Origin of the sequence: Bosea sp. ANAM02 (genome assembly GCF_011764485.1) — a bacterium.
GTDB lineage: Bacteria > Pseudomonadota > Alphaproteobacteria > Rhizobiales > Beijerinckiaceae > Allobosea.
This window is the reverse complement of sequence record NZ_AP022848.1, coordinates 4,645,546-4,669,935: the sequence shown is the minus strand read 5'-3', so window position 1 is coordinate 4,669,935 and position 24,390 is coordinate 4,645,546. Positions and strand designations below refer to the sequence as shown.

The 24,390-nt window shown below is 67.1% G+C and carries 25 protein-coding genes and 1 pseudogene; 17 read left to right on the top strand and 9 right to left on the bottom strand.

Translation table 11 applies throughout. The annotated features are described in order from the left end of the window. Positions 1-4 precede the first annotated feature (4 nt). From ccoO to OCUBac02_RS22210, 16 genes and pseudogenes are all read left to right on the top strand, one after another. Positions 5-739, top strand: coding sequence for a cytochrome-c oxidase, cbb3-type subunit II (ccoO, locus tag OCUBac02_RS22285; RefSeq protein WP_173048772.1), 735 nt, complete (start codon positions 5-7; stop codon positions 737-739). A gap of 4 nt (positions 740-743) precedes the next feature. Next, positions 744-914: a cbb3-type cytochrome c oxidase subunit 3 gene (locus OCUBac02_RS22280; RefSeq protein WP_173048770.1), complete on the top strand. Its 171-nt coding sequence runs from the start codon at positions 744-746 to the stop codon at positions 912-914. Positions 915-917: 3 nt separating this feature from the next. Then, entirely contained in the window at positions 918-1,796 is an 879-nt protein-coding gene (gene ccoP, locus OCUBac02_RS22275; protein ID WP_173048768.1) for a cytochrome-c oxidase, cbb3-type subunit III, read from the top strand. Continuing rightward, positions 1,793-1,999, top strand: a complete 207-nt coding sequence (locus tag OCUBac02_RS22270) for a hypothetical protein (protein ID WP_173042966.1) — start codon at positions 1,793-1,795, stop codon at positions 1,997-1,999. Before ccoP ends, OCUBac02_RS22270 begins: the two co-directional genes overlap by 4 nt. A 14-nt stretch (positions 2,000-2,013) precedes the next feature. Further along, positions 2,014-2,799, top strand: coding sequence for a DUF2189 domain-containing protein (locus OCUBac02_RS22265; protein WP_244639019.1), 786 nt, complete (start codon positions 2,014-2,016; stop codon positions 2,797-2,799). Beyond that, positions 2,796-5,051 carry a heavy metal translocating P-type ATPase gene (locus OCUBac02_RS22260; RefSeq protein WP_173048766.1) on the top strand — a complete coding sequence of 752 codons (2,256 nt, stop codon included), beginning with the start codon at positions 2,796-2,798 and terminating at the stop codon, positions 5,049-5,051. The genes OCUBac02_RS22265 and OCUBac02_RS22260 overlap by 4 nt, the downstream gene beginning before the upstream one ends. Further along, positions 5,048-5,200: a cbb3-type cytochrome oxidase assembly protein CcoS gene (gene ccoS, locus OCUBac02_RS22255; protein ID WP_173048764.1), complete on the top strand. Its 153-nt coding sequence runs from the start codon at positions 5,048-5,050 to the stop codon at positions 5,198-5,200. The genes OCUBac02_RS22260 and ccoS overlap by 4 nt, the downstream gene beginning before the upstream one ends. A gap of 272 nt (positions 5,201-5,472) precedes the next feature. Continuing rightward, a pseudogene (locus tag OCUBac02_RS22250) lies at positions 5,473-5,760 on the top strand (aldehyde dehydrogenase family protein); the annotation flags it as partial. Between the two features lie 709 nt (positions 5,761-6,469). After that, on the top strand, positions 6,470-7,375 hold the full coding sequence (locus tag OCUBac02_RS22245; RefSeq protein WP_173048762.1) for a LysR family transcriptional regulator: 906 nt from the start codon (positions 6,470-6,472) through the stop codon (positions 7,373-7,375). A 185-nt stretch (positions 7,376-7,560) separates the two neighbouring features. Beyond that, positions 7,561-8,754 (top strand): M24 family metallopeptidase, encoded by a 1,194-nt coding sequence (locus OCUBac02_RS22240; protein ID WP_173048760.1) that lies wholly within the window; start codon positions 7,561-7,563, stop codon positions 8,752-8,754. Between the two features lie 44 nt (positions 8,755-8,798). Continuing rightward, positions 8,799-9,836, top strand: a complete 1,038-nt coding sequence (locus OCUBac02_RS22235) for a TRAP transporter substrate-binding protein (protein ID WP_173048758.1) — start codon at positions 8,799-8,801, stop codon at positions 9,834-9,836. A 64-nt stretch (positions 9,837-9,900) separates the two neighbouring features. Continuing rightward, entirely contained in the window at positions 9,901-10,521 is a 621-nt protein-coding gene (locus OCUBac02_RS22230) for a TRAP transporter small permease subunit (RefSeq protein ID WP_173048756.1), read from the top strand. Then, entirely contained in the window at positions 10,518-11,801 is a 1,284-nt protein-coding gene (locus tag OCUBac02_RS22225; RefSeq protein WP_173048753.1) for a TRAP transporter large permease, read from the top strand. Before OCUBac02_RS22230 ends, OCUBac02_RS22225 begins: the two co-directional genes overlap by 4 nt. Positions 11,802-11,846: 45 nt before the next feature. Then, on the top strand, positions 11,847-12,533 hold the full coding sequence (locus OCUBac02_RS22220; protein WP_173048751.1) for a DUF2848 domain-containing protein: 687 nt from the start codon (positions 11,847-11,849) through the stop codon (positions 12,531-12,533). A 2-nt stretch (positions 12,534-12,535) separates the two neighbouring features. Further along, entirely contained in the window at positions 12,536-13,891 is a 1,356-nt protein-coding gene (locus OCUBac02_RS22215) for an amidase (RefSeq protein WP_173048750.1), read from the top strand. A gap of 4 nt (positions 13,892-13,895) precedes the next feature. Further along, complete coding sequence (locus OCUBac02_RS22210; protein WP_173048748.1) at positions 13,896-14,690, top strand: putative hydro-lyase; 795 nt, start codon at positions 13,896-13,898, stop codon at positions 14,688-14,690. Between the two features lie 177 nt (positions 14,691-14,867). On the opposite strand, the gene OCUBac02_RS22205 is transcribed toward OCUBac02_RS22210, so the two are convergent. Genes OCUBac02_RS22205 through OCUBac02_RS22195 form a run of 3 tightly spaced genes read right to left on the bottom strand, consistent with a single transcriptional unit; the run spans position 14,868 to position 17,094 of the window. Then, positions 14,868-15,893 (bottom strand): amino acid ABC transporter substrate-binding protein, encoded by a 1,026-nt coding sequence (locus OCUBac02_RS22205; RefSeq protein WP_173048746.1) that lies wholly within the window; start codon positions 15,891-15,893, stop codon positions 14,868-14,870. A 35-nt stretch (positions 15,894-15,928) separates the two neighbouring features. Further along, complete coding sequence (locus OCUBac02_RS22200; RefSeq protein ID WP_244639018.1) at positions 15,929-16,567, bottom strand: L,D-transpeptidase; 639 nt, start codon at positions 16,565-16,567, stop codon at positions 15,929-15,931. A 14-nt stretch (positions 16,568-16,581) separates the two neighbouring features. Next, complete coding sequence (locus OCUBac02_RS22195) at positions 16,582-17,094, bottom strand: hypothetical protein (RefSeq protein WP_244639017.1); 513 nt, start codon at positions 17,092-17,094, stop codon at positions 16,582-16,584. Between the two features lie 328 nt (positions 17,095-17,422). Between OCUBac02_RS22195 and OCUBac02_RS22190 the strand changes: the two genes are divergently transcribed. Then, positions 17,423-18,667 carry a flavin-dependent oxidoreductase gene (locus OCUBac02_RS22190; RefSeq protein ID WP_173048744.1) on the top strand — a complete coding sequence of 415 codons (1,245 nt, stop codon included), beginning with the start codon at positions 17,423-17,425 and terminating at the stop codon, positions 18,665-18,667. A gap of 134 nt (positions 18,668-18,801) precedes the next feature. Here OCUBac02_RS22190 and OCUBac02_RS22185 read toward each other — a convergent pair whose 3' ends face one another. The 6 genes from OCUBac02_RS22185 to OCUBac02_RS22160 all read right to left on the bottom strand — a co-directional run bounded on the left by OCUBac02_RS22185 (position 18,802) and on the right by OCUBac02_RS22160 (position 24,218). Further along, on the bottom strand, positions 18,802-19,260 hold the full coding sequence (locus tag OCUBac02_RS22185) for a cupin domain-containing protein (RefSeq protein WP_047582071.1): 459 nt from the start codon (positions 19,258-19,260) through the stop codon (positions 18,802-18,804). 56 nt (positions 19,261-19,316) lie between these two features. After that, positions 19,317-20,015: an ABC transporter ATP-binding protein gene (locus OCUBac02_RS22180; protein WP_047582073.1), complete on the bottom strand. Its 699-nt coding sequence runs from the start codon at positions 20,013-20,015 to the stop codon at positions 19,317-19,319. Positions 20,016-20,181: 166 nt separating this feature from the next. Then, positions 20,182-20,931: an ABC transporter ATP-binding protein gene (locus OCUBac02_RS22175; RefSeq protein WP_173048742.1), complete on the bottom strand. Its 750-nt coding sequence runs from the start codon at positions 20,929-20,931 to the stop codon at positions 20,182-20,184. Next, positions 20,924-21,913 (bottom strand): branched-chain amino acid ABC transporter permease, encoded by a 990-nt coding sequence (locus OCUBac02_RS22170; RefSeq protein ID WP_173048740.1) that lies wholly within the window; start codon positions 21,911-21,913, stop codon positions 20,924-20,926. The genes OCUBac02_RS22175 and OCUBac02_RS22170 overlap by 8 nt, the downstream gene beginning before the upstream one ends. Positions 21,914-21,915: 2 nt before the next feature. Continuing rightward, positions 21,916-22,842, bottom strand: a complete 927-nt coding sequence (locus tag OCUBac02_RS22165) for a branched-chain amino acid ABC transporter permease (protein WP_173048738.1) — start codon at positions 22,840-22,842, stop codon at positions 21,916-21,918. Between the two features lie 203 nt (positions 22,843-23,045). Next, positions 23,046-24,218, bottom strand: coding sequence for an ABC transporter substrate-binding protein (locus OCUBac02_RS22160; RefSeq protein ID WP_052232676.1), 1,173 nt, complete (start codon positions 24,216-24,218; stop codon positions 23,046-23,048). Positions 24,219-24,390 lie beyond the last annotated feature (172 nt).

The following is a 24,390-nucleotide window of genomic DNA, read 5'->3' as shown; positions in this document are numbered from 1 at the left end:
GCCGATGCGCGAGTTCTTTCACCGCAAGCTCGAGCGCAGTGCGATCGGCTTCGTGCTCGCTATCATCGGCGTCTCCGCGATCGGCGGCTTCGTCGAGATCGCGCCGCTCTTCACCATCGGCGAGACCGTCGAGAAGGCGCCGGACATGCGCGTCTACACGCCGCTCGAACTGGCCGGGCGCAACATCTACATCCGCGAGGGCTGCTATGCTTGCCATAGCCAGATGATCCGGACGCTGCGCGACGAGGTCGAGCGCTACGGGCCGTATTCCCTCGCGGTGGAGTCGAAATACGATCACCCGATGCTCTGGGGCTCGAAGCGGACGGGACCGGATATCGCCCGGCTCGGCGGAAAGTATTCCGACGCCTGGCATGTCGCGCATCTGATCAACCCGCGCGATGTCGTGCCGCAATCGGTGATGCCGAAATACGGCTGGCTGATGCGCAACGAATTGAAGGCCGCGGATCTTGGCCGGCATCTCAAGGCGCAGCGCGCGGTCGGTGTGCCCTATACTGATGCGCAGATCGCCAATGCGAGCGCGGACGCCTATGGCCAGGCCAGCCCCGACAGCGCCTATGCCGGCGGCGTCAGCGAGCGCTATGGCGAGGCGACGAACGTGCGCGCTTTCGACGGCGAGCCCGGCCGCCTGACCGAGATGGACGCGGTCGTCGCCTATCTCCAGATTCTGGGCCGCCTGACCGACGCTGCGCAGAAGCAGACCGCGGCGGCGGGGAAGTGAGCCGATGGAGGTCGATCACAACACGCTGGCCGGTTTCGCCAAGAGCTGGGGACTGTTCTACCTCATCACGATGGCGGCCGGCGTGCTGATCTACGCCTTGTGGCCCTCGAACCGGAAACGCTTCGACCGGGCCAAGACGAGCATTTTCGACAAGGACGACAGGCCGGGGGATTGAGCGATGGCAGATTCGGCACGCGATCCCGTCACCGGGACAATGACGACCGGCCACGAGTGGAACGGCATCGAGGAACTCGATACGCCGATTCCGCGTGTGGTATTGTTCTTCCTGGCCGTCACCACCCTGTTCGCCATCGGCTACTGGCTGCTGATGCCGGCCTGGCCGCTGGGCGTGACCTACACCAAGGGGCTGCTCGGCATCGATCAGCGCGAGGTCGTGACCGAGCAGGTGCGTAATGCCGCGGCCGAGCGGGCAAGCTGGACCGCGAAGCTCGACAAGGCCTCCTTCGCCGAGATCGCCGCCGATCCCCAGCTGATGCGCCATGTCCGCGACACCGGCCGCACGCTCTTCGAGGACAACTGCGCCGTCTGTCACGGCGTGCAGGGCAGGGGCGGGCCGGGATTCCCCAATCTCGCCGCCGGCTCCTGGCTTTGGGGCGGCAGTCCCGAGGCGATCGCCGAGACGATCCGTGTCGGGATCAACGGCACGGCCAAGGATACGCGCACCGCGCAGATGATGGCCTTCGGCCGCGATGGCATCCTCCAGCGCGAGCAAGTGCTCGCCGTCGCTTCTTATGTCCGCTCGCTCTCGGGCCAGAAGCTCGACGCGGCCGAGCAGGCGCGCGTCCCGGCCGGCAAAGAGGTCTTCGCGGCGAATTGCGTCGCCTGCCACGGCGAAAACGCGAAGGGCCAGCATGATCTCGGGGCGCCGGACCTGACTGATGCCAACTGGATTTATGGCGGGGACCTGCAATCGGTGGTCAACAGCATCCATGGCGGGCGGCAGGGCCAGATGCCGAGCTGGGAGGGCCGCCTGTCGCCGACGGATATCAAGCTGCTGGCGCTCTATGTCGGCTCGCTGGGCGAGGCGAAGCGATGAACGCGCCAGTGGACGGTGAGGCGCGGCGGCGCGGCGGGCGCAGGGTCCTATGGCTGACGCTCGCGGGGGTGCTGGCGGGCGGGCTGATCCTCGCCAACGCCCATCTGGTCTATGTCGCCATCGACTCGCAGCCGGACTGTGTGCCGCATGCGAAATCGGCGGGCGAGGCGGGCGGGTTCCGCGCCGCCCGTCCGTCCTGCTGAGGGAGGAGGAGCACATGGCTGCGATCGGGAACGGCCAGGAGATGCCGCTGCCTCTCGCCGCGCAGCGGCGGCGCAATCTGCCGGCGGGGGCCGCCCTGTCCTGGCTCGGAGCGGGCTGGCGCGACCTCTGGCGCGATCCGGCGCCGAGCCTGCTCTACGGGCTTGCGGTTTTCGCGGTCTCGGCCGTCATCGTCTGGGGCCTGTTCCGGCTCGGGCTCGACTACATCCTGTTCCCGGCTCTGGCCGGGTTCATGGTGATGGGGCCGCTCTTGGCGATCGGGCTCTACCAGAAGAGCCGCGCGATCGGGCAGGGCGAGCCCGTCAGCCTCTCGCGGATGATCTTCGTCAAGGCGGCCTCGGGCGGGCAGGTCTGGTACACGGGCGCGATCCTGTCGCTGCTGATGCTGGTCTGGATGCGGGCGGCCGTGATCATCTACGCGCTGTTCTTCGGCCTGCGGCCGTTCCCAGGACTCCACGAGGTCGCTGCCATGCTGTTCGGGACGCCGGTCGGCTGGGCGATGCTCTTGGTCGGCACCGTGGTCGGCGGGCTGTTCGCGGCCTTCTCCTTCGCCATCAGCGCCTTCGCGATCCCGATGCTGCTGGATGAGCGGGTCGATGCCTTCACCGCGATGGGTACCAGCATCTCAATGGTCTGGCGGAACCTGCCGGTGATGCTCGCCTGGGGCGCTATCGTGCTCGCGCTGTTCCTCGTCGCGGTTGCGACAGGGCTGCTCGGCCTGATCGTCGTCTTTCCGCTGCTCGGCCACGCAACCTGGCACAGCTACAAGGCGCTCAGGTGAGCTGCTGCGCGCCGCCGCTGGCTCTGGACGGCGCGCCCGATCCGTCCGCTGCGCGGCAGGAGATTCGCCTCGCCAGCCGCGATCTCGGCAATGGTCTGCGGCAGAGCGACCTTTCGGTCCCCGGCCTGCACTGCGCCGCCTGCATAAGGACGGTCGAGACCGGGCTTGCGCGACTGCCGGGCGTGGCGCAGGTCCGGGTCAATCTCTCGACCCGCCGCGTTGCCGTGCAGTGGCGGGGCGAGCAGGCGCCGGAGCTGCTGACGGCGCTGGCCGGGCTCGGCTATCCCGGCCATCTCTTCGAGAGCGCGGCGGAAGGGACGGACCCCGAGCGCGACCGGCTGATCCGGGCGCTGGCAGTCGCCGGCTTCTGCGCCATGAACATCATGCTGCTCTCGGTCTCGGTCTGGTCGGGGGCGGAGCCTGAGACGCGGCAGGCCTTCCACTGGATTTCCGGCGCGCTGGCCTTGCCCTGCCTGATCTACTCGGGCCGCATCTTCTTCGCTTCCGCCTGGGTCGTGCTGCGGCGCGGGCGCACCAATATGGACGTGCCGATCTCGATCGGCATCTGCCTCGCCTTCGCGCTCAGCCTCTACGACACGATCCACGATGGCCCGCATGCCTATTTCGATGCCGCGACCTCGCTGATCTTCTTCCTGCTGATTGGCCGAACGCTCGACCACCTGATGCATGAGAAGACGCGGGCTGCCGTGCGCGGCCTGATGCGACTGGCGCCGCGCGGCGCGACCGTGCTCGATGCCGATGGCAGTCGGAACTATCTGCCACTGGGGGAGGTCGTGCCGGGCATGCGCATCGCGCTCACCGCCGGCGAACGTGTGCCGGTCGACGGCATCGTGGAGGAGGGCGCTTCCGAGCTCGACTGCGCCATCGCCACCGGCGAGAGCGCGCCGCGATCCGTCTCGCCGGGCATGCCGGTGCAGGCCGGAACGCTCAATCTCTCCGGTCCGCTGACGATCCGCGCAACGGCAAAGGCCGAGAGCTCGTTCCTTGCCGAGATGGTCCGATTGATGGAGGCGGCGGAGGGTGGCCGCGCCCGTTATCGGCGCATCGCCGACCGGGCGGCGGCGCTCTATTCGCCAGTCGTCCATGCGACCGCGCTGATCGCCTTCCTCGGGTGGATGATGGCCACCGGCGACTGGCACCGGGCAATCACCATCGCGATTGCCGTACTGATCATCACCTGCCCCTGCGCGCTGGGGCTGGCGGTGCCGATCGTGCAGGTCGTGGCCTCGCGGCGCCTGTTTGAGGCCGGCATCATGGTGAAGGATGGCTCCGCCATCGAGCGGATCGCCGAGATCGATACGGTCGCCTTCGACAAGACGGGCACGCTGACCTATGGCCAGCCGCAACTTGTCGATCCTACTTCGCTCCAGGCAAACGATCTTGCCATCGCGGCGGCCATTGCGCGGCGTTCCAGCCACCCGCTCTCGCGCGCCATCGCGGCTGCGGCGCCGGACGCGGGGCTGGCGCCGAGCGAAGTTCGGGAGCATCCTGGGCTCGGAATCGAGGCCGCGCTGGAAGGCCATCTTTATCGCCTCGGGCGGGCGGAATGGGCACTTGCGGAAGCGGGCGGCCAGCCGGAAAACGGCACGGTGCTGAGCCGCGATGGCGCGCTCGTCGCCTGCTTCGCCTTTGCCGAGACCTTGCGCCCGCAGGCGCGTGCCGCCGTCGATGCCCTGCGCGGGGGTGGGCTCGCCATCGTGCTGCTCTCCGGCGATCGTCCGGAGGCCGTGCAACCGATCGCGGGCCGGCTTGGCATCGACGAGGTCTCAGCCGGTTTGCTGCCTGCCGGGAAGGTTGAGCGTCTCGCCGCGCTGGCGACCGAGGGACGCAAGGTGCTGATGGTCGGCGACGGCCTCAACGATGCTCCGGCGCTGGCCATGGCGCATGCCTCGATGGCGCCGGCCTCGGCCGCCGATATCGGCCGCAACGCCGCGGATTTTGTCTTCCTGCATGACGGGCTCGATGCCGTACCGGTCGCTGTCGCCGTCGCGCGGGCCGCCGGCCGGCTGGTGCGGCAGAACTTCGCGCTCGCGATCCTCTATAATGTGCTCGCCCTGCCGGTCGCGATCGCCGGCTATGTCACGCCGCTGATCGCGGCGCTTGCCATGTCGCTGTCCTCGATCCTCGTCGTCGCCAATGCCTTGCGCCTCGATGCAGGACGAGCGCTCGTGCCTGTCAACGCCAGCTCGCAACCGGCTGGAAGACTCTTGGTTCAGGAGCCGGGTGAATGAGCAGCCTCGTTTTCCTCGTCCCATTAGCATTGCTACTGGGCGGGGCGGGTCTTGCCGCCTTCCTATGGTCGCTTCGCAATGGCCAATATGATGACCTCAACGGAGCGGCTGAGCGCATCCTGATCGATGACGAACGAGATACCCAATGACGATCTTCGTGTTCGATCGTTTGGCGGTGCGGCTCCACGAGAAATAAAGGCCACAAGGGAACCATTACATTTCTGGTTATGAGCCGGTTCGTACGCGGAAATGTGTAACGGACCATTAGAGCCATGCACGAATTTCCGACCTGTCACTCTGGAGGTTACGTGTTCGAACCCCGTCGCTCGCGCCATTTAAATCGATGACTCATTGGTGTTGTCGTCATTACATTTCTATAGCTAAAATCATTAAATTTTTGTCCCGGTTTGCTCCCTCTGAGCTTTCGCCGGTCTACCGCTTCACGACCGAGGACGAGGTCGTCACTATGGCCAACGACACGCCCTTCGGGTTGGCCGCCTATTTCTACTCGAAGGATCTCGGCCGCGCCTTCCGCGTCGCGGAGGAACTCGAATCCGGCATGGTCGGCATCAACTCCGCCATTCTCGGCACTGAGGTCGCCCCCTTCGGCGGTGTGAAGGAGTCGGGCCTCGGCCGCGAGGGATCGCTCCACGGCATGGATGAGTTCGTCGAGATCAAGTACATGCTCGTAGGCGGAGTTGGGCTGTAACATTGGTCGCCGCTTAGATATCGAAGATGAATAGCTCCACGATGAGCACCACACCTGGGAAAAGTTCGCGGAAACGGGTCATCTCGACCACAAGGCGTTAGATCGCCAGCACTAACGAATGTCGGGATCGGTGGTTGCGAGCCCCCGCAACCAAATAAAAAAATCCCCGTGGCCAAAATACCGCGGGGCTTTGCGCATTCAAGCATCGGCAACGCCAGCAGCGAGGGAGCCACCCGATCGGCAGCTTCAATCGAATTGGTGTCGAGGCGCTTTATCTTTCGCGCGCGCCTTGGATCGCCCCGGAGAAACATCGCCAGGGGGCGTCGTTGGCGAGGCCCGGCGACGCTCGCCGCCGACAAAGCTCAACCTTCGACAAGCCGTAGAGCTCTCCGCTGGTTATGATCCGTATATCCGGGCGGCTTTGCGGGCCTCAGGGACTATCATCTGCGTAAAAGCCCGCGACATCCCCGGCAAGGCCGCACCGCATCGGACGTTTGCAGATGCCGAAATTTCCGCACGCTATCGCGGCTCGCCGATGAGCCGGGAGCGTGCTTGGCGGATCCTGCCGTCAGGAAGCGGCCGGTAGCGCCTGTCGGAACCGGGGCCGCACGGGCAGTCCTCGCCTCGCGCGACGATACCGGCGATCCCGCGCGGATCCATGGCGGCTTTTTTGATTGGTTCTCGGTCGGCTCCCCGGCATCATCGCGCCATGATCGACCTGCGCAACATCGAGACCTTCTTCTGGGCCGCCGCGCTCGGCAGCCTGCGGGCGGCTTCGGAGAAGCTCGGCACGACCCAGCCCGCGATTTCGCAGCGGATCGCCTCGCTGGAGGCGGCCCTCGGCGTGCGCCTGTTCGAGCGCGATGCGCGTGGAGTCACGCTCACCGCCAAGGGCCATGAACTGCTCGCCCATGCCGAGCGGATGATGCAGGCGCGCCGCGATATGATGCAGGCTGCCCGCGACCAGACCACGATGAGCGGCACGTTGCGCATCGGGGTGGCGGAAACCATCGTGCAGACCTGGCTGCCGAAGCTGATCGAGGAGGTTCACGTCGCTTATCCGGCCCTCGTTCTCGAGATCGAGGTCGACAGTACCCATGTGCTGCAATCCCATCTGATGGCGCGGCAGATCGATCTCGCCTTCCTGCTCGGCCCGGTGCTGGAGGCGCGGGTGGAGAACCTTCCGCTCTGCACCTATCCGCTCGCCTGGGTCGTCAAACCCGGCGCCGGTCTCGGTCCCGGTCCGGTCGCGCTCGCCCGCATCGCCGGGCTGCCGATCATCACCTATCCCTCCAACAGCTCGCCCTACCGACAGGTCCGCGACATGCTGATGCGCGCCGGCATCGCCACCCCGCGCATGTATGGCAGCGCCTCCCTCCTGATGGTGGTGCGCATGGTGCTGGACGGCATCGGCGCCGCCGTGATCACGCCGGTCTTTCTCGACCGCGAACTGGAGCGCGGCGAACTGGAGATCCTCGACGTCGAGGCCGACCCGCTGCCCGATCTGAGTTTTACCGCGAGCTGGATCGACGGGCCCGACAGTCACCCCGCCCGCGTCATCGCCCGCATGGCGCAAGCGGTCGCGCGGCAGGCTTCCGCCGGCCGGGACGGGTGATAAATCTGATTTATATCTCGGTTCCAAACATACGATTGGACAGCAACGCCCCGATATCCTGCAATATCGATGCATAGACGGCTCTAAAGTCGCGGCAGAGGGGTCACGCGTTGGATCTTGCAGACATCGTTGTTTCGGTGCGGCCGGTCATGGCCGCCATCTTCGTCGTCCCGGTCTGATCCGCAATGACGGGTGAGGTGCCGGGAGACAACCCAGACCTGTTTGCGCAGCGACGAGACGCGCTGCTGCGCCTAGCGCGCGATCACGGCGCCGACAGTGCAGCTATCTTCGGTTTCGGCAGTGCTCTTGGCGCCGGCAGCGCCTCCCACGGCGCTCTTCGTTTCTTCAGCGGCTGGGATGGGCATGAAAGCCTGTCGCTGCTGCTCGTCACCCCCGCGGGCGCACGCTTGCTGTTGGGCAGCCCGTTCATGCTGCCGCTCGCACTCGAGAGCCGGCCCGATCTCGTCGTCGAATATGTTCCGCCGCTGGATTGGGGCACGGCGCTTGCGGCGCGTCTGCCGGGGGCTTCCCTTGCGACGGTGGGCTTCGGCGAACTGCCCCGGCAGGTCGATGCCGCGCTGACACGGGATGGGGTCGCCATCGGCCTGGCGCTGGACGAAGCCGCGGCACGGCTGCGGCTGGCCAAGGATGCGCATGCCATCGCGCTGCATCGCGAGGCTGCGGCCTTGTGCGATGTGCTCTTCGGCCGGCTGGGCGGAGAGTTGGCGCGGCGGCTGCCGGCCTGGGAGGTCCAGCTCAACCTCGAAACCGAGGCGCGTCGGCAGGGCGCCGACTATTGCCGGACCTGGCTGACCGTCGCGCCGGCAGCCGATTATCCGCGCTACTGGCCGGCGGAGGCGCGGCGGGTGCCCGAGCCGGGCGACCAGGTTCTCTTCGGCGTCGCGCTGACGGTCGACGGCCATTGGGGCCACGGCATCCGGATGGGCGGCATCGGGCCGCAGAAGGCCGAGCACCACGAACTCGCCGGTCATGTCGAGGCCATGCTGGAAGCGGGGCTGTCGGCCCTGCGTCCAGGCCTGCCGCTGGGCGGAGCCGAGCAGGCCATGGAGGCGGTTCTGGCCGGGCGCGTCGATGCGCAGGACCGCCGGCGCCTCCGGCGCTTCCGCAACGGGCATGGTCTCGGCTTCTCCTATGAGGAGCCGCTGACGACCGGCGTGTTCCGCCAGCATTTCGATCCCGGCGCGCCGCCGGCCGCGACCTCCGATCTCGCGTTGGCGCCCGGCATGATCTTGGAGCTGCATCCCAATCTGTTCGTGCCCGATCTCGGCGGCGCGGCGCTCGGCGAGATGGTCCTCGTCACGCCGGCCGGCCCCGAATGCCTGCTCCACCACCCCCGCGTCTGCCAGTCCTGGGACTAGGGCGCGAGGCATTTCACCACCAACCACCAACGAGGGGACAAACGATGAAAGCATTCATTCTCGCGACCGGCCTGCTCGCGGCGACCGCCGCCTCCGCGCAGGACCTGCCGAAGACCAGCCTCAAGGTCGTCGGCGGGCTGAGCAACCTCACCGCCTATCAGGACTACGAGCAGCCGTTCTGGACCAAGACGATCCCGGAGAAGTCGAAGGGGCAGGTCACGGCCGAGATCAAGGGCTTCAACGAGATGGGGCTGAAGGGTCCCGAGCTGCTGCGGTTGATGTCGCAGGGCGTGATCGAGTTCGGCACGGCGACGCTCTCCTATTTCGCCAGTGACAACCCGATCAACGAGGCCATCGATCTCGCCGGCCTGGCGCCCGACGTCAGGACCGCTCGCAAGATCACCGACGCCTTCGAGCCGATCTATGCTAAGTTCTACGGCGAGGGCTCGAAGGTTCGCCTGCTCGGCATCTCGCCCTATCCGGCGCAGGTGCTGTTCTGCAATGCCGAGATCAAGGGCCTCGCCGATCTCAAGGGCAAGAAGGTCCGCACCTCCAGCCGCACCCAGGCCGAGTTCGTCGAGGCCTTCGGCGGCTCGAGCGTGACCATGGCCTTCGGCGAGGTCGTGCCGGCCCTGCAGAACAAGGTCGTCGACTGCGCCATCACCGGCTCGCTCTCCGGCTATTCGGCCAAGTGGTACGAGGTCTCGACCCACCTGCTGGCGCTGCCGATCAACTGGAACCAGCAGATCCACGCGGTCAACGAAGCCGCCTGGAACAAGATCGACCCCAAGGTCCGCGAGTTCCTGGCGACCAACATCAAGACCCTGGTCGGCCAGATCTGGGACGCGGCCGCGCAGCAGACCCAGCAGGGCTATGATTGCAACACCGGCGCCGCCGCCTGCACGCTGCCGGTCAAGGGCAAGATGCAGCTCGTCGTCCCGACCGACGCCGACAAGGCGCTGCTCAAGACGGTGCTGCAGGAGAAGGTGCTGCCGAAATGGGCCGCACGCTGCTCGGCCGATTGCGTCGCCGGCTTCAACGCCACGGTCGGCAAGGAGCTCGGCCTGACCGCGAAGAAGTAAGCGCCGGAACCGGAGGCCGGCCCCGCGCCGGCCTTCTCCCACTTTACCGGGAGCCGAGGATGCCATGACCAATCCGCCCCCGCCTAACGCTCTGGCGGCGCTGCTGCGCCATGCCGAGAAACTGTCCCGCGCCGCCGTCTGGTGCGCCGGGGCCCTGACGATCGCGAGCGTGCTGCTGATCTCCTTCGACGTGCTCGCCCGCAAGTTCCTCGGCTTCACCACCGGGGGCGCGGACGAGCTGTCGAGCTATACCTTCGCCGTCAGCACGAGCTGGTCGCTCGCTTTCGCGACCCTGCAGCGCGCCCATGTCCGCGTCGACGTGCTCTATCAGTACTTTTCCGTGCGGCTCGCCGCCGTCCTCGACTGGGTCTCGCTGATCGCACTCGGCGTCTTCATGGCGATGCTGACCTACTATGCCTATGACGTGGTCGGCGCCTCGCTTGCCCAGAGTTCCCGGGCCAATACGCCGTTGGCGACGCCGCTCGCGATCCCGCAGGGGCTGTGGTTCGCCGGCCTGCTCTTCATGTGCGTCGTTCTCGCCCTGATGCTGCTGCGCGCCTCGATCGCGCTGGTGACCGGCGACATCGACACCGTGAAGGCGATCGCAGGCGTCCGCTCCACCCAGGAAGAGGCCGAGGAGGAAGCTGCCGCCGGCGAGCGCATGGTCAAGGGAGACGCGGCATGATCGGCACCACCCTCATCCTCCTGCTCGTCCTGATCGGCCTGTCGATCCCGGTCGGCGCGGCGCTCGGCGTGCTCGGCCTGATCCTCGATCCGCTCTATTCGATGCTGCCGCTGACCCGCGGCATCGGCGAGCTTGCCTGGAGCACCAACAACGAGTTCCTGCTCGTCGCCATTCCGCTCTTCATCCTGCTCGGCGAGATCCTGCTGCGGTCCGGCCTTGCCGAGCGGATGTACGGCGCGATGAGCCTGTGGCTGTCCTGGCTGCCGGGCGGGCTCATGCACGCCAATATCGGCGCCTCGGCCCTGTTCGCGGCGACCTCGGGATCGAGCGTCGCGACCGCGGCGACGGTCGGTACGGTCGCGCTGCCGCAGATCAAGCGCTACGGCTACAACGAGCCGCTGTTCCTCGGCAGTCTCGCTGCCGGCGGCACGCTCGGCATCCTGATCCCGCCCTCGATCAACCTCGTGCTCTACGGGGTGCTGACCAACTCCTCGGTGCCCAAGCTCTATCTCGCCGGCATCATTCCCGGCCTGCTGCTCGCCGGCCTGTTCATGCTCACGGTCATCGTCGGCTGCATCGCGAAGCCGGAATGGGGCGGGCGCCGGATCACCGCGAGCTGGGGCGAGCGTTTCGCCAGCCTGAAGCATCTGGCGCCGCCGCTCGGCATCTTCCTGCTCGTGGTCGGCTCGATCTATGCCGGCCTCGCCACACCGACGGAAGCCGCCGCGCTCGGCGTGACCGGCGCGATGATCCTCGCGGCATTCTCGCGCCGGCTGACCTTGTCGATGCTGCGGGACGCCGTCGAGGGCACGATGAAGGCGACCGCGATGATCATGCTGATCATCGTCGCCGCCGCCTTCCTCAACTTCGTGATGTCGGCGACCGGGATCACCGACGCGATCACCGGTTCGATCCGGGGGCTCGGACTCTCGCCGGGGCAGATGCTGCTCGTGCTCGTGGTATTCTACCTGGTCCTCGGCTGCTTCATGGAGACGCTCTCGATGATGATCACCACGATTCCGATCGTGGCGCCAATCATGATCGGGCTCGGCTACGATCCGATCTGGCTCGGCATCCTGATCATCGTGCTCGTCGAGGCCGCGCTGATCACCCCGCCCGTCGGGCTCAATCTCTTCGTGGTCCAGAGCCTGCGCAAGAGCGGCTCGATGAACGCGGTGATCGTCGGCTCCATGCCCTATGTCGCGGCGATGGCGCTGCTGCTGCTGCTGCTCGCGCTCGTTCCGGACCTCGCGCTCTTCCTGCCCCGCGTCTTCGAATAGACGCCGGGCATCACCCTCCCCATCTCGGACAATCCGCAGGACGTCATGGAACTCAACTTTACCGTCGAAGGCGGCGCTGCCACGAAGCCGCTCAAGGTCGAACTCGCCCAGCTGGTCGTCGCCGGCTGGGCCGGGCGCGACCGCGCCGCGATCGAGCATCATATCGAGGAACTCGCCGCCATCGGCGTGCCGCGTCCGAGCACCGTGCCGCTCTACTACCGTGTCGCCGAGAGCCTGGCGACGCAGGCGGAGTGCATCCAGGTCATCGGGACCGAAAGCTCCGGCGAGGTCGAGACCTTCGTCTTCAGCGCCGGCGGCGAGATGTATGTCAGCCTCGCCTCCGACCATACCGACCGCAAGCTGGAGACCATCGGCGTCGCGATCTCCAAGCAGGTCTGCGCCAAGCCGCTGGCCGGCAAGGCCTGGCGCTTCGCCGAGGTCGCCGGGCACTGGGACGAGATGATCATCCGCTCCCATATCGAGGAGAACGGGACACGGGTGCTCTATCAGGAAGGTCCGCTGGCCAGCCTGCGTCCGCCGCTCGAGCTCATCGCCGGCTTCACCGGCGGCGCCGAGTTCCTGCCGGACGGAACCGGCATGATCTGCGGCACGGTCGGTGCGATCGGCGGTATCCGGCCGGCGCCGTCGTTCAGCATGGAGCTGTTCGACCCCGTGCTCGGCCGCAGCATCGAGCATGCCTACCGGATCGTGTCGCTGCCGGAAGTCGCCTGACCATGAACGGGACCTTGATCGAACTGCGGGGTGCTCTCGAAAGCGGGCGCACCACCTCCGTCGCCCTGACGGAAGACGCGCTGGCGCGGGCACGGGCGAGCGATGGCGAGGGCGCCCGCGTCTTCACCAGCCTCCATGCCGAGCGTGCGCTCAAGGTAGCGCGCGCTTCCGATGCGCTGCGTCAGGCCGGCTTCGCGCGCTCAGCCCTCGAGGGCCTGCCGATCTCGATCAAGGACCTGTTCGACGTTGCCGGCGATGTCACCCTGGCCGGCAGCGTCGCTCTCGACGACGCGCCGCCCGCCCAGGCCAATGCACCTGTGGTCGATCGCCTCGTCGCTGCCGGCGCGGTCATCGTCGGCCGCACCAATATGACCGAGTTCGCCTTCTCCGGGCTCGGGCTCAACCCGCATTACGGCACGCCGCTGAACCCGTTCGACCGGGCCGCCGGGCGCATTCCGGGCGGCTCGTCCTCGGGGGCGGCGGTCTCGGTCAGCGACGGCATGGCGGCGGCCGCCATCGGCACGGATACCGGCGGTTCGGTCCGGATTCCCGCCGCGCTGTGCGGCCTCACCGGTTTCAAGCCGACCGCACGGCGGGTCCCGCGCGACGGGGCGCTGCCGCTTTCGACCAGCCTCGATTCGATCGGGCCGATCGCGCGCAGCGTCGCCTGCTGCGCGATGCTCGACGCGGTTCTCTCCGGCACCGGCGAGAATCTGCTCGGTGAAGCGAGCCTCGCCGGATTGCGGCTCGCCGTGCCCGGGACCGTCGCGCTCGACGGCCTAGACACCGCGGTGGCGGCCAGCTTCGAAGCCGCGCTCGGCATCCTGTCGCGGGCCGGTGCGCGAATCAGCGAGATCGCCGTCCCCGAATTCGCACAGCTCGGCGCGATCAATAGCAAGGGCGGCCTTGCGGCGGCGGAAGCTTGGCACTGGCATCGCGATCTGATCGAGCGGGCGGGTGATCGCTACGATCCGCGCGTGCGGGTGCGGATTCTGCGCGGCCGGGAGATGTCGGCTGCCGACTATATCGACGTACTGGCGGCCCGCTCCGCCTGGATCAGGGCGGTCGAGGCGCGGATCGCTCCCTTCGACGCGCTGATCATGCCGACAGTACCTGTCGTCGCGCCCCGGATCGACGAGCTGTCGAATGACGCTGCCTTTGGCGCCGCCAATCTGCTGATCCTGCGCAATCCCACTTTCATCAACTTCCTCGACGGCTGCGCCGTGAGCGTGCCGTGCCATCGCTCCGGGGAGGCCCCGGTCGGGTTGATGCTCGCCGGCGCGGCTGGGCGCGATCGCATGGTCCTGTCGATCGGGCAGGCGGTGGAACAGGCGCTTCGCGCCACAAACGGGCGCTGAAATCATGGCAGACAACCCGTCCTTGCTTGATCCCTATGCGGCGCGCCTGGCGGTTCGCTCGGGCGCCTTCGACGCGCCGACCGCGAATGTCGCGCCGGGCTTCGTCCAGGCCAATCTGGCGATCCTACCGCGCGAACTTGCCTTCGAGTTCATGCTGTTCTGCCAGCGCAACCCGAAGCCCTGTCCGCTGATCGGCGTGTCCGAGATCGGCGATCCCATGCTGCCGGCTCTCGGACGCGATCTCGACATACGCAGCGACCTGCCGCGCTATCGCATCTGGAAGGACGGCGAGCTGGTGGCTGAGCCGACCGACATTCGCGACTACTGGCGCGAGGATCTCGTCAGCTTCCTGATCGGCTGCTCCTTCTCCTTCGAGGAGGCGATGCTCGCCGCCGGACTGCCGGTGCGCCATATCGAGCAGGGCAGCAACGTGCCGATGTACCGGACCTCGATAGCGACGACGCCGGCAGGCCGCTTCTCCGGACCGCTGGTCGTCTCGATGCGACCGCTGACGCCGGCCGATGCGATCCGCGCCGTCCAGGTCACGGGCCGGTTTCCTTCGGTCCACGGGGCGCCGGTCCATCTCGGCGACCCCGCCGCCATCGGCATCCAGGACATCATGGCGCCCGACTATGGCGATCCCGTCGAGATCAGGCCCGACGAGATCCCGGTGTTCTGGGCGTGCGGCGTCACGCCGCAAGCCGTCATCGCTAAGACCCGCCCCGGGTTCTGCATCTCGCATGCTCCCGGGTACATGCTGGTCACCGACATTCCCAACGGCGAGCTCGCGACGAGCTGAGCGGGCGGCACCTCAGAACATTCTCGAGCGAAGTGGACACCGGTTCGCGTGAAGACGATGCGTTGGAACAAAGGCTTGGAGCAATTCCGCGATACGGGGAGTTGTGGAATGGCCCTAGAGCATCGGCCCGAAAAGTAGAACGCGGTTTTCGGAAAAAGCCGATGCAAAATCAAAGAGCTAGAGCAGCGGCGGGGCGTAGAGAATGCCGCCCATGTTCCAGAGCTGGTTCAGGCCGCGTGGGATGCCGAGAGCGGAGCCGGTGCCAAGATTGCGCTCGTAGATCTCGGCATAGTTGCCGCCGGCCCTGATGGCGCGGACCGCCCAATCGGCATCGAGGCCGAGCGCCTGGCCGAAACCGCCCTCCGCCCCTGTGAAGCGACGAACGTCCGGCTTCTGCGACTTGAGCGCGTCGTCGAGACTGGCGCTTGAGATGCCGAGCTCTTCGGCATTGACCAGCGCGAAATTCACCCATTTCATCAGCGTGAACCAGGAAAAATCGTCGCTGCGCACCACCGGCCCGAGCGGTTCCTTCGAGATCACGTCCGGCAGCACGATCGCATCCGTCGGCTTGGCGAGCCGGAGGCGGTCGCCGTGCAGGGCCGACTGGTCGCGGGTCAGCACGTCGCATTGCCCGCTCTCGAAGGCGGTAAAGGCTGCGGCCGCGTTCGGGTAGACCTTCTCCTCATAGGTCATGGAGTTGGCCTTGAAGAAATCGGCCAGGTTGAGTTGCGTGGTCGTGCCGGCTTCGACGCAGATCTTCGCCTTGTCGAGCGACAGCGCCGTGTCGGCCTTGAGCGAACGCTTCGCCAGGAAACCCTGGCCGTCGTGATAGGTGATGCCCGCAAAGGCAAGGCCCAGCTCGGCTTCGCGGCTGAGCGTCCAGGTCGAGTTGCGCGCCAGCAGGTCGACCTTGCCGCCTTTCAGGGCATCGAAGCGCTGGCTCGCGGACAGCGGCGTGAAGGCGACCTTGCCGGCGTCGCCGAGGATGGCAGCGGCGGCGGCACGGCAGAAATCGACATCGAAGCCGCGCCAGTTCCCCTGCGCATCCTTTTCCGAGAAGCCGGTGACGCCCTCGCTGACGCCGCATTGCAGCGTGCCCCGCTGCTTGACGCTGTCGAGCGTGCCCGCGCTGACGGGCAGCGCGAGGCCAGCGAGGGCTGCGAGGCCCAGGCCGCTGCGGCGAAACCAGTTGGCCTTCGACATGTCTGTCAGTTCCTTCTGCAGGCCGGTAGGTGCGGTTACAGCGTCGCCTTGTGGCGGATGATGACCTTGGTGCCGAGCGGCACGCGATCGTAGAGATCGGCGATATCGCCATTGGCGAGCCGGAAGCACCCTGACGAGATCGCCTGGCCGATCGTCTCCGGCTGGTTGGTGCCGTGGATGCGGAACACGGTCGAGCCGAGATACAATGCACGGGCGCCCATCGGGTTGCCCGGGCCGCCGGCCATGAACCGCGGCAGGTAGGGCTGGCGTTGCAGCATCTCCGGCGGCGGGCGCCAGTCGGGCCATTCCGCTTTGCGGCTGACCTGGACCTGGCCGGACCAGGTGAAGCCTTCGCGACCGACGCCGATGCCGTAACGCAGCGCGCGACCATTGCCCAGCACCACATACAGGAAGCGCTCGGCCGAGTGGATCACGACGGTCCCCGGCGCCTCGCTCGAGCGGAAGAGCACCATCTGGCGGGCATAGGGCCCCTCGGTGATGGTGGCGTCCTCGGTCGAGACGCGGCCGGGCTCGTCGACGATCTCCATTGTCTCCTGGGTCGCTGCCGGTGGGCGCGGCTGCGCCGGCGTCGCGTGCGGAAAGGCGAGGAGCGCCGTGAGTCCAAGCGCGGAGGCGGCGAGGCCGCGTGGGGCTTTGCGCATGGTCGAGTTCATCGCTTCGCCTCCCGTCAGCCGCACCGGCTGTAGATGAAGGTGCCGTAACGGGCATGGGCGTCGGGGTCGACGAAGCGCGCCACGATCTCCTTGGGCTTGACCGAGAGAAGCTCGCGATCCTGCGGATCTCCAGCCGGGGCTTCGAAGCCGAGATAGGTCTTGCCGCCGGCGCCCGCCTTCAGCCTGAGCTCGTAGAGCTTGGGATCGTCGGCGACATGCATCATCACGCCTTCGCCATTGCCTCTGGCGATGACATAAGGCTGCCGGCATTGCGCCCGTGCCTCGGCCTCCGTGCGCTTGCGGTCCTTCTCCGCATGGAAGGATGCGACGCCCCAGCGTCCGATCAGCGCGTCACGCGAGATATGCGCAGGTGCCGGCGCGCTCGCCACGCTGCTGCCGCCTGCGACGGGTGGCAGGCTTTCGCCGCCGCCGCAGCCCGACAGGACCAGCGTCAGAAGGAGGCCGCAGCCCAGGACGGCAAGGGTTGGGGGTTGCGCGCTTCGCGGCTCGACGGGGCTCCGTATCATCTTTCCTCCGGAATGGCGTGGTCCGTGAAGCCTTTGGGCGTGGGAGGCGAAGGGTCGGCAGGTTCGCGGCCAAGGACGGTAACCCGGCGGCCGTGAGAGACAAGCCTGAATGACCGGTGACCAACTCGTCAATGGGGTCGGCGGCTCAGCCGCCGCATCTGCGACAGCCGCGGCAGCTATCGGCGGAGCGGTTCCCCAGGAAAAAAGGGGCGCATGACGACCGGCCTCAAGCCGGGAGCGCTCCCGACAATGATCGCGCCTGGTTGATTGACAGGGTGGATCAAGATATTTCAAACTTAAAATATTGGGATCGCTGAGGGGCGGCGTCATGCGGGTCATCATTGTCGGCGGCGGTATCGGCGGATTGACGCTGGCCCTGATGCTTCATGCCCGCGGTATCGGCGCGACGGTCTACGAGCAGGCCAGCGAAATCCGCGAGGTCGGCGTCGGCATCAACACCCTGCCGCATGCCATACGCGAACTGGCCGATCTCGGCCTGTTGCCGGCGCTCGACGCGGTCGGCATCCGCACCCGCGAACTGCTCTACATGAACCGCTTCGGCCAGACCGTCTGGCGCGAGCCGCGCGGCCTGCATGCCGGCGCGCCCGTGCCGCAATTCTCGATTCATCGCGGCCGTTTGCAGAAGGTCATCCGCGATGCGGTCGCGGAGCGGCTGGGCGAGGACGCGATCCGGACCGGGCGGCGATTGCAGGGTTTCGTCCAGGACGAAGGCGGCGTCACCGCGCATTTCAGCGATACCCGCTTCGGTGAGGCTGGCGAGACGGCGCGCGGCGATATCCTGATCGGCGCCGACGGCATCCATTCGGCGGTGCGCGCTTTCTATTTCCCGAACCAGGGGCCGCCGCGCTGGCAGGGCGTGCAGATGTGGCGCGGCGCCTGCGACTGGCCGGTCTTCCTCGACGGCGAGAGCATGATCATCGCCGGCGGCATGGCCGGCAAGCTGGTGCTCTACCCGATCGGCGCGGGCGCGACGCCGCAGACCCGCCTGCTCAACTGGGTCGTCAATATCCGTACCGGCGATCCCGAGCGGCCGCCGCCGAAGGAGGCCTGGTCGAAACCCGGGCGGCTGGAGGACGTGCTGCCCTTTGCCAGGCGCTTCAGCGTGCCCGAGGTCGATATCCTCGCGCTGATCCGCGCGACCGGGACGTTCTGGGAATATCCGATGTGCGACCGCGACTCGCTGCCGCGCTGGACCCATGGCCGCGTCACGCTGCTCGGCGATGCCGCGCACCCGATGTACCCGGTCGGTTCCAACGGCGCCTCGCAGGCGATCCTCGATGCCCGCTGCCTTGCCGACTGGCTGGCGAGGGCCGAGCATCCGCGCCAGGCGCTGGCGGCTTACGAGGCCGAACGCCTGCCGGCGACGGCGGAGGTCGTGGCGATGAACCGGGTCGGCGGGCCGGAGCGGGTGATCGACGCGGTCGAGGCGCTGGCGCCGCAGGGCTTCGACAATGTCGAGAGCGTGCTCGACCACGCCTCGCGCGAGCAGATCGTTAAGGGCTATGCCGGCAAGGCCGGGTTCTCGGCCGAGCAGCTCGCGCGGAAGAAGTAACGTTACGTCATGGTCGGCCTTGTGCCGACCATCCACGCCTTCCTTCGTACAATGCGGCGTTCAAGACGTGGATGCTCGCCACAAGGGCGAGCATGACGGCGTGGCTCCACGACGGGCGTTGAAGCGTCTTGGCCTCAACCCGCGTCGGGCGGAGGCGGCAGGAAGTCGACCTCGTGCTTGGCCGAGAGCGCGACGACATCGGCCGGCTTCTGCTCGGCCATCGAGTGCAGGCCCCAGAACAGGTCGTAGAGACGCGCCGTCGGCGAGACCCAGAACAGGCACTTCACCGTCGCGTCGCTTTTGTTGAACAGGCCGTGGGGGACGTTGCGCGGCAGCTTGATCAGGTCGCCGGCGGTGGCGAAGCTCTCCTTGCCGTCGAGCAGCAGGTCGAGCCGGCCCTCCAGCATGTAGATGAACTCGTCCTGCGTGGTGTGGATATGCGGCGGCACGAAGGTGCCGGGCGGCAGGGTCGCGTGCCAGGAGAAGCTCTCCTCCGTCAGCGTCTTCGGCACATAGGTCTGGCCGAGGATGCTCCAGGAGATGCCCTCCAGGCCCTCGTTGGCGCGCGTCACGCCGGCGGTCAGCGGGTTCATGTCTCGGCTCTCCTCATCTGTCGGCGTGCAGGCCAGGTGGCGGTGATGTGATGGGCTCAGAAATGCAGGAAGCGGTCCTTCACGGCGCTGTCGTTACGCAGCTCCGCGCTGGAGCCACGCCAGACGACGCGGCCCTTCTCCAGCACGACATGGCGGTCGGCGATCCGGACCAGCGCATCGACATTCTTGTCGATGACGAGGATGGATTCTCCTTCCGCCTTCAGGGCCGTCAGGCAATTCCAGATCTCCTCGCGGATCAGGGGGGCGAGCCCCTCGGTCGCTTCGTCGAGGATGATCAGCTTCGGATTGGTCATCAGCGCCCGGCCGATCGCCAGCATCTGCTGCTCGCCGCCGGAAAGCTGGTTGCCGCGATTCTCGCGCCGCTCCTTGAGGCGCGGGAAGAAGGCGTAGATCCGCCCCAGGTCCCAGCGCTTCTTGCCGGAACGGTCGGCCGCGGTTGCGATCAGGTTTTCCTCGACAGACAGCGTCGGGAAGATCTGGCGGCCTTCCGGCACGAGCCCGATCCCGGCCTGCGCGATGCGGAAGGGCGCGGCGCCGGTGAGGTCGCGCCCGCCGAAGGCGATCTTCCCGGCCTGTGCCGGCAGCAGCCCCATGATCGAGCGCACCGTCGTGGTCTTGCCCATGCCGTTGCGGCCAAGCAGGGTCACGACCTCGCCTTCGCCCACCGTGAGATCGACCCCGAACAGGATCTGCGCCTCGCCATAGCCGGCATCGAGCCCTTCGACGCTCAGCATGGCGAGCGCCCCATCTTTGTCGTTCCGGGGCGCGCAGCGAACCCGGAACCCACCACTGGGTTCGACGATTTTGCGGTGTCGGAAAGGGCTCGCTCGGTCGTGGGTTCCGGGTTCTTCGCTGTGCGAAGCTCCGGAATGACAAAGGCGGAGCAACAGGCTGGCATCGCTAGCCCTCCTCGCCGAGATAGGCATGCCGCACGGCCGGATCGGCTCGGACAGCCGCCGGCTCGCCCGAGGCGATGACGCCGCCATAGACCAGCACGGTGACGCGATCCGCCAGCGCGAAGACGGCACTCATGTCGTGCTCGACCAAGAGCATGGCGAAGCGGCCCTTGAGGCTGTTGAGCAAGGCGATCAGACGCTCGCCCTCCTCATGGCCGACGCCGGCCAGCGGCTCGTCGAGCAGGATGAGCTTCGGCTGCAGGGTCAGCGCCATCGCGATCTCCAGCGCCCGCTTCTCGCCATGCGACAGGCTGCCGGCCGGGGCGTGGGCGCGTTCGGTCAGGCCGACTGCGTCCAGCGCCTCCCAGGCAGGCGCATTGAGCCCCGCGTCGCTGGCCGCGTCGCGGAACAGCGAGAGCGGACGGGCGCTATGCGCCTGCACGCCGAGCGCGACATTCTCCAGTGCCGAGAGCGAGGCGATGGTCGAGGTGATCTGGAAGGTGCGGGCGAGTCCGGCGCGCGCGCGCGCCTGCGGCGGCAGGCGGGTGATGTCCTGGCCGCCGAACAGGATTGCGCCGGCATCGGGCTTGAGCGTCCCGGAGATCTGGTGGACCAGCGTGGTCTTGCCGGCGCCGTTGGGGCCGATCAGGGCATGAAGCTCGCCGAGCGCGATGGTGAGGTCGACCCCGTTGGTGACCTTGAGCGCGCCGAACGACTTGGCGAGGCCCCTGAGTGCGAGCGCCGGCTCAGCCATCGCGGCGCCCCCCCAGCTTCTTGGCGAGCCCGGCGATGCCGCCACGGGTGAACAGCACGAAGAGCACGATCAGGGGCCCGAAGATGATCTTCCAGTTCTGCGTCAGGCTGGAAAGCACATCCTCTGTGACGAGAAAGGCGAGCGCGCCGAGGATCGCGCCATAAAGCGAGCCGACACCGCCGAGCACGACCATGAAGATCAGTTCGCCCGAGCGCGGCCAGGACATATAGGCCGGGCTGACGAAGTCGGTCTGGTTGGCGAGCAGGAAGCCGGAGAGCCCCGCCATCATGCCGCTGATCACATAGGCGCCGAGCCGGACATGGTTGACGTCGTAGCCGGTGACGGTGACGCGCACGGCGTTCTCCCGCGCCGCCCGCAGCACCCGGCCGAAGCGCGAGGAGACGATGCGACGCGCCAGCCAGTAGCAGAAGGCCAGGGTGCCGAGCGCGACATAGTAGAAGCCGGTGCGGTTGCCTAAGATGTCGTGTCCGAAGAGCGTGCTCTTCTCGTAGAGCGTCAGCCCGTCATCGCCGCCATAGGCCGAGAGCGCCTGTGCGAAATAGAAGGCCATCTGCCCGAAGGCGAGCGTGATCATGATGAAGGCGACGCCGCGCGTGCGCAGCGAGACATAGCCGGTGACGGTCGCGAAGACGGCGCAGACGAGCAGGATCACCGGCAGCGCCACCAGAAGCTCGGTCTGGCCCTCCGTGATCAGGATGCCGGCGCCATAGGCGCCGATGCCGATGAAGGCGGCATGGCCGAAGGAGACGAGGCCGCCGATGCCGAGGACGAGATCGAGCGAAAGTGCTGCGATCGCGAAGATCATCGCCCGGGTCACCAGCGTGAGCCAATGGCCGGGCAGGCCGAGCGCGGAGGCCAGCGGCAGCAGAGCGAGCAGGAGGAAGATGACGGGCGGTGCCAGCCGGCGCAGCGTCGGTGTTGCCGGCCGCGTCGCGACGGCAGTCGGGGAGGAACTCGCCATGCTCACGAGCGCCCCTTGGCCGGCAGCAGGCCTTCGGGCCGGACGAACAGCACCGCCGCCATGACCAGATAGATCAACATCGAGGAGAGCGCCGCGCCCGTGGCGCGGGCCGAGGCCGGCGCCATGAACAGCCGCAGCAGATCGTTCATCGAGGACCGGCCGAGCGTATCGACGAGGCCGACGATGAGCGCGCCGACGAAGGCGCCGCGGATCGAGCCGATGCCGCCGACGACGATGACGACGAAGGCGAGGATCAGGACCGTGTCGCCCATGCCGGGCTCGACCGAGAGGATCGGCGCCGCCATCGCCCCGGCGAAGCCGGCGAGCATCGTGCCGAAGGCGAAGACGATCATGAACAGCTTGCGGATATCGACGCCGAGCGCCGAGACCATCGGCGCGTTCGAGGCGCCGGCCCGGAGCAGCATGCCTGTGCGCGTCTTCTCGACCACGAACCAGAGCAGCGCGCCGACACCGAGCCCCGCCGCGATCAGGGCGAAGCGGTAGACGGGGTAGAGGATGCCGTCCATCAGCCGGACATTGCCGGAGAGGAATTCCGGCACCGGTACCGAGAGCGGCGCGGCGCCCCAGATCATCTTCACCGCCTGGTTGAGCAGCAGGATCAATCCGAAGGTCGCCAGAACCTGGTCGAGATGGTCCCGTTCGTAGAGATGCCGGAAGACCAGGAATTCGAGCGCGAGCCCCAGCAGCAGCGCGGCGGCGAGCGCGAGCACGAGGCCGAGCAGGAACGAGCCCGTCAGCCCGACGAAGGTCACGGCGAGATAGGCGCCGAGCATGTACTGGACGCCATGGGCGAGGTTGATGAAGTCCATCACGCCGAAGACCAGCGTCAGCCCGGCCGCGACCAGGAACAGCAGGACGCCGAACTGGAGGCCGTTGAGAAGCTGGACGATCAGGAGGCTGAGGGTCATGGAAGGTGCTGTCGCCTGTTCGCTCAGGGCACGGGGCCGTTGCCGTCTTTCCGGAGGGCGATCGCTTAAGCCCGTCATGCTCGCCCTTGTGGCGAGCATCCACGTCTTGAACACGACCTTCGCCCAGCGAAGACGTGGATGGTCGGGACGAGCCCGACCATGACGACGGGACGGATAGCGTCAGAGACGTCTGACGCTTCGCGTCACTTCAGCGCGCAATCCTTGGCGTGCGGATCGGCGTAGTCCGAAAACACCTTCTGGGCGATCTCGGTCTGGAACTTGCCGTCGGCGCGCTTGGCGACCTTGACGAGGTAGAAGTCCTGGATCGGGTAGCCGTTGGTGTTGAACTTGAACTTGCCGCGCAGCGAGGTGAAATCGGCCTTCTTGATCGCCTCGCGCAGCTTGTCGGCATTGCCGGTGCCACCCGCCGCCTTCACCGCGGAATCGATCAGCATCGCCGCGTCATAGGACTGCTGCGCATAGGAGCCGGGCACGATCTTGTAGGCCGCCTCATAGGCTTTGACGAAGTCCTTCGTCTGCGGGTTGTCCATGTTGGGCGCCCAGGTCATGCCGCCATAGAGGCCGACCGCGGCGTCCTGCTGCGCCGGCAGGGTCGATTCATCGACCGTGAAGGCGGAGAGGAACGGGATCTTGCCCTGCAGGCCGGCCTGCGACCACTGCTTGACGAAATTGACGCCGAGCCCGCCGGGCAGGAAGGCGAAGACGACATCGGGCTTGGACGAGGCGATCTTGGCGAGATCGGCCGAGAAATCCATCACGTTCAGCGGCGCATAGACCTCGTCGACGATCTCGCCCTTGAAGTAGCGCTTGAAGCCGGCGAGCGAGTCCTTACCCGCCTGATAGTTCGGCGCGATGATATAGGCCCGCTTGTAGTTCTGGTCCTGCGCGTATTTGCCGAGGACCTCGTGCACCTGGTCGTTCTGGTAGGAGGTGACGAAGAAGTTCTTGTTGCAGGCCTTGCCGGCCATGGTCGAGGGGCCGGCATTCGGGCTGATCAGGAAGGCGCCGGAATCGAGCACCGGCTTGGCGATCGCGCCGAGGATGTTCGAGAAGACCGGGCCGACGACGAAGGCAGGCTTCTCGCTCTCGACGAACGAGCGCACGCGCTCGACCGCGACATCGGGCTTCAGCTCGTCGTCGATCACCGTGATCTTGACCGGCACGCCGCCGAGCTTTCCGCCGTTCTTGTCGACCGCGAGCTGGAAACCGTCGCGAACCTGCTGGCCGAGGGAGGCAGCCGGGCCGGTCAGCACGCTGACCACGCCGATCTTGATCGGCTCCTGCGCTTGCGCCGAGGCGATGGACAGCGCCAGCGCGCCGCAACCGAATGCCAGACCGAACCTGAATGCCGTCATCGATGCTCTCCCGGACGAAGTTGAAGCGCGGCCGCGTTCCCTCGGATTTCTATGGCTCGCGCAGACCATAATGTTTCAAGCTTAAAATATCTGCAAGTCGCAGTTTACGGAAATTTCGCGAACTCTCCAAGGCAGCCTCGGCTGCGCTCGCCTGACGCTGCTCGCTGCGGCG

What these genes read in the sequence shown, in the direction of transcription:
- OCUBac02_RS22160 (WP_052232676.1), bottom strand. Translation starts at nt 24,218, where the DNA reads ATGACGGCATTCAGGTTCGGTCTGGCATTCGGTTGCGGCGCGCTGGCG.
- ccoP (WP_173048768.1), top strand. Translation starts at nt 918, where the DNA reads ATGGCAGATTCGGCACGCGATCCCGTCACCGGGACAATGACGACCGGC.
- OCUBac02_RS22280 (WP_173048770.1), top strand. Translation starts at nt 744, where the DNA reads ATGGAGGTCGATCACAACACGCTGGCCGGTTTCGCCAAGAGCTGGGGA.
- OCUBac02_RS22170 (WP_173048740.1), bottom strand. Translation starts at nt 21,913, where the DNA reads ATGGCGAGTTCCTCCCCGACTGCCGTCGCGACGCGGCCGGCAACACCG.
- OCUBac02_RS22195 (WP_244639017.1), bottom strand. Translation starts at nt 17,094, where the DNA reads ATGATACGGAGCCCCGTCGAGCCGCGAAGCGCGCAACCCCCAACCCTT.
- OCUBac02_RS22240 (WP_173048760.1), top strand. Translation starts at nt 7,561, where the DNA reads ATGACGGGTGAGGTGCCGGGAGACAACCCAGACCTGTTTGCGCAGCGA.
- OCUBac02_RS22245 (WP_173048762.1), top strand. Translation starts at nt 6,470, where the DNA reads ATGATCGACCTGCGCAACATCGAGACCTTCTTCTGGGCCGCCGCGCTC.
- OCUBac02_RS22230 (WP_173048756.1), top strand. Translation starts at nt 9,901, where the DNA reads ATGACCAATCCGCCCCCGCCTAACGCTCTGGCGGCGCTGCTGCGCCAT.
- OCUBac02_RS22185 (WP_047582071.1), bottom strand. Translation starts at nt 19,260, where the DNA reads ATGAACCCGCTGACCGCCGGCGTGACGCGCGCCAACGAGGGCCTGGAG.
- OCUBac02_RS22200 (WP_244639018.1), bottom strand. Translation starts at nt 16,567, where the DNA reads ATGAACTCGACCATGCGCAAAGCCCCACGCGGCCTCGCCGCCTCCGCG.
- OCUBac02_RS22225 (WP_173048753.1), top strand. Translation starts at nt 10,518, where the DNA reads ATGATCGGCACCACCCTCATCCTCCTGCTCGTCCTGATCGGCCTGTCG.
- OCUBac02_RS22235 (WP_173048758.1), top strand. Translation starts at nt 8,799, where the DNA reads ATGAAAGCATTCATTCTCGCGACCGGCCTGCTCGCGGCGACCGCCGCC.
- OCUBac02_RS22215 (WP_173048750.1), top strand. Translation starts at nt 12,536, where the DNA reads ATGAACGGGACCTTGATCGAACTGCGGGGTGCTCTCGAAAGCGGGCGC.
- OCUBac02_RS22220 (WP_173048751.1), top strand. Translation starts at nt 11,847, where the DNA reads ATGGAACTCAACTTTACCGTCGAAGGCGGCGCTGCCACGAAGCCGCTC.
- OCUBac02_RS22265 (WP_244639019.1), top strand. Translation starts at nt 2,014, where the DNA reads ATGGCTGCGATCGGGAACGGCCAGGAGATGCCGCTGCCTCTCGCCGCG.
- ccoS (WP_173048764.1), top strand. Translation starts at nt 5,048, where the DNA reads ATGAGCAGCCTCGTTTTCCTCGTCCCATTAGCATTGCTACTGGGCGGG.
- ccoO (WP_173048772.1), top strand. Translation starts at nt 5, where the DNA reads ATGCGCGAGTTCTTTCACCGCAAGCTCGAGCGCAGTGCGATCGGCTTC.
- OCUBac02_RS22205 (WP_173048746.1), bottom strand. Translation starts at nt 15,893, where the DNA reads ATGTCGAAGGCCAACTGGTTTCGCCGCAGCGGCCTGGGCCTCGCAGCC.
- OCUBac02_RS22175 (WP_173048742.1), bottom strand. Translation starts at nt 20,931, where the DNA reads ATGGCTGAGCCGGCGCTCGCACTCAGGGGCCTCGCCAAGTCGTTCGGC.
- OCUBac02_RS22190 (WP_173048744.1), top strand. Translation starts at nt 17,423, where the DNA reads ATGCGGGTCATCATTGTCGGCGGCGGTATCGGCGGATTGACGCTGGCC.
- OCUBac02_RS22165 (WP_173048738.1), bottom strand. Translation starts at nt 22,842, where the DNA reads ATGACCCTCAGCCTCCTGATCGTCCAGCTTCTCAACGGCCTCCAGTTC.
- OCUBac02_RS22270 (WP_173042966.1), top strand. Translation starts at nt 1,793, where the DNA reads ATGAACGCGCCAGTGGACGGTGAGGCGCGGCGGCGCGGCGGGCGCAGG.
- OCUBac02_RS22210 (WP_173048748.1), top strand. Translation starts at nt 13,896, where the DNA reads ATGGCAGACAACCCGTCCTTGCTTGATCCCTATGCGGCGCGCCTGGCG.
- OCUBac02_RS22180 (WP_047582073.1), bottom strand. Translation starts at nt 20,015, where the DNA reads ATGCTGAGCGTCGAAGGGCTCGATGCCGGCTATGGCGAGGCGCAGATC.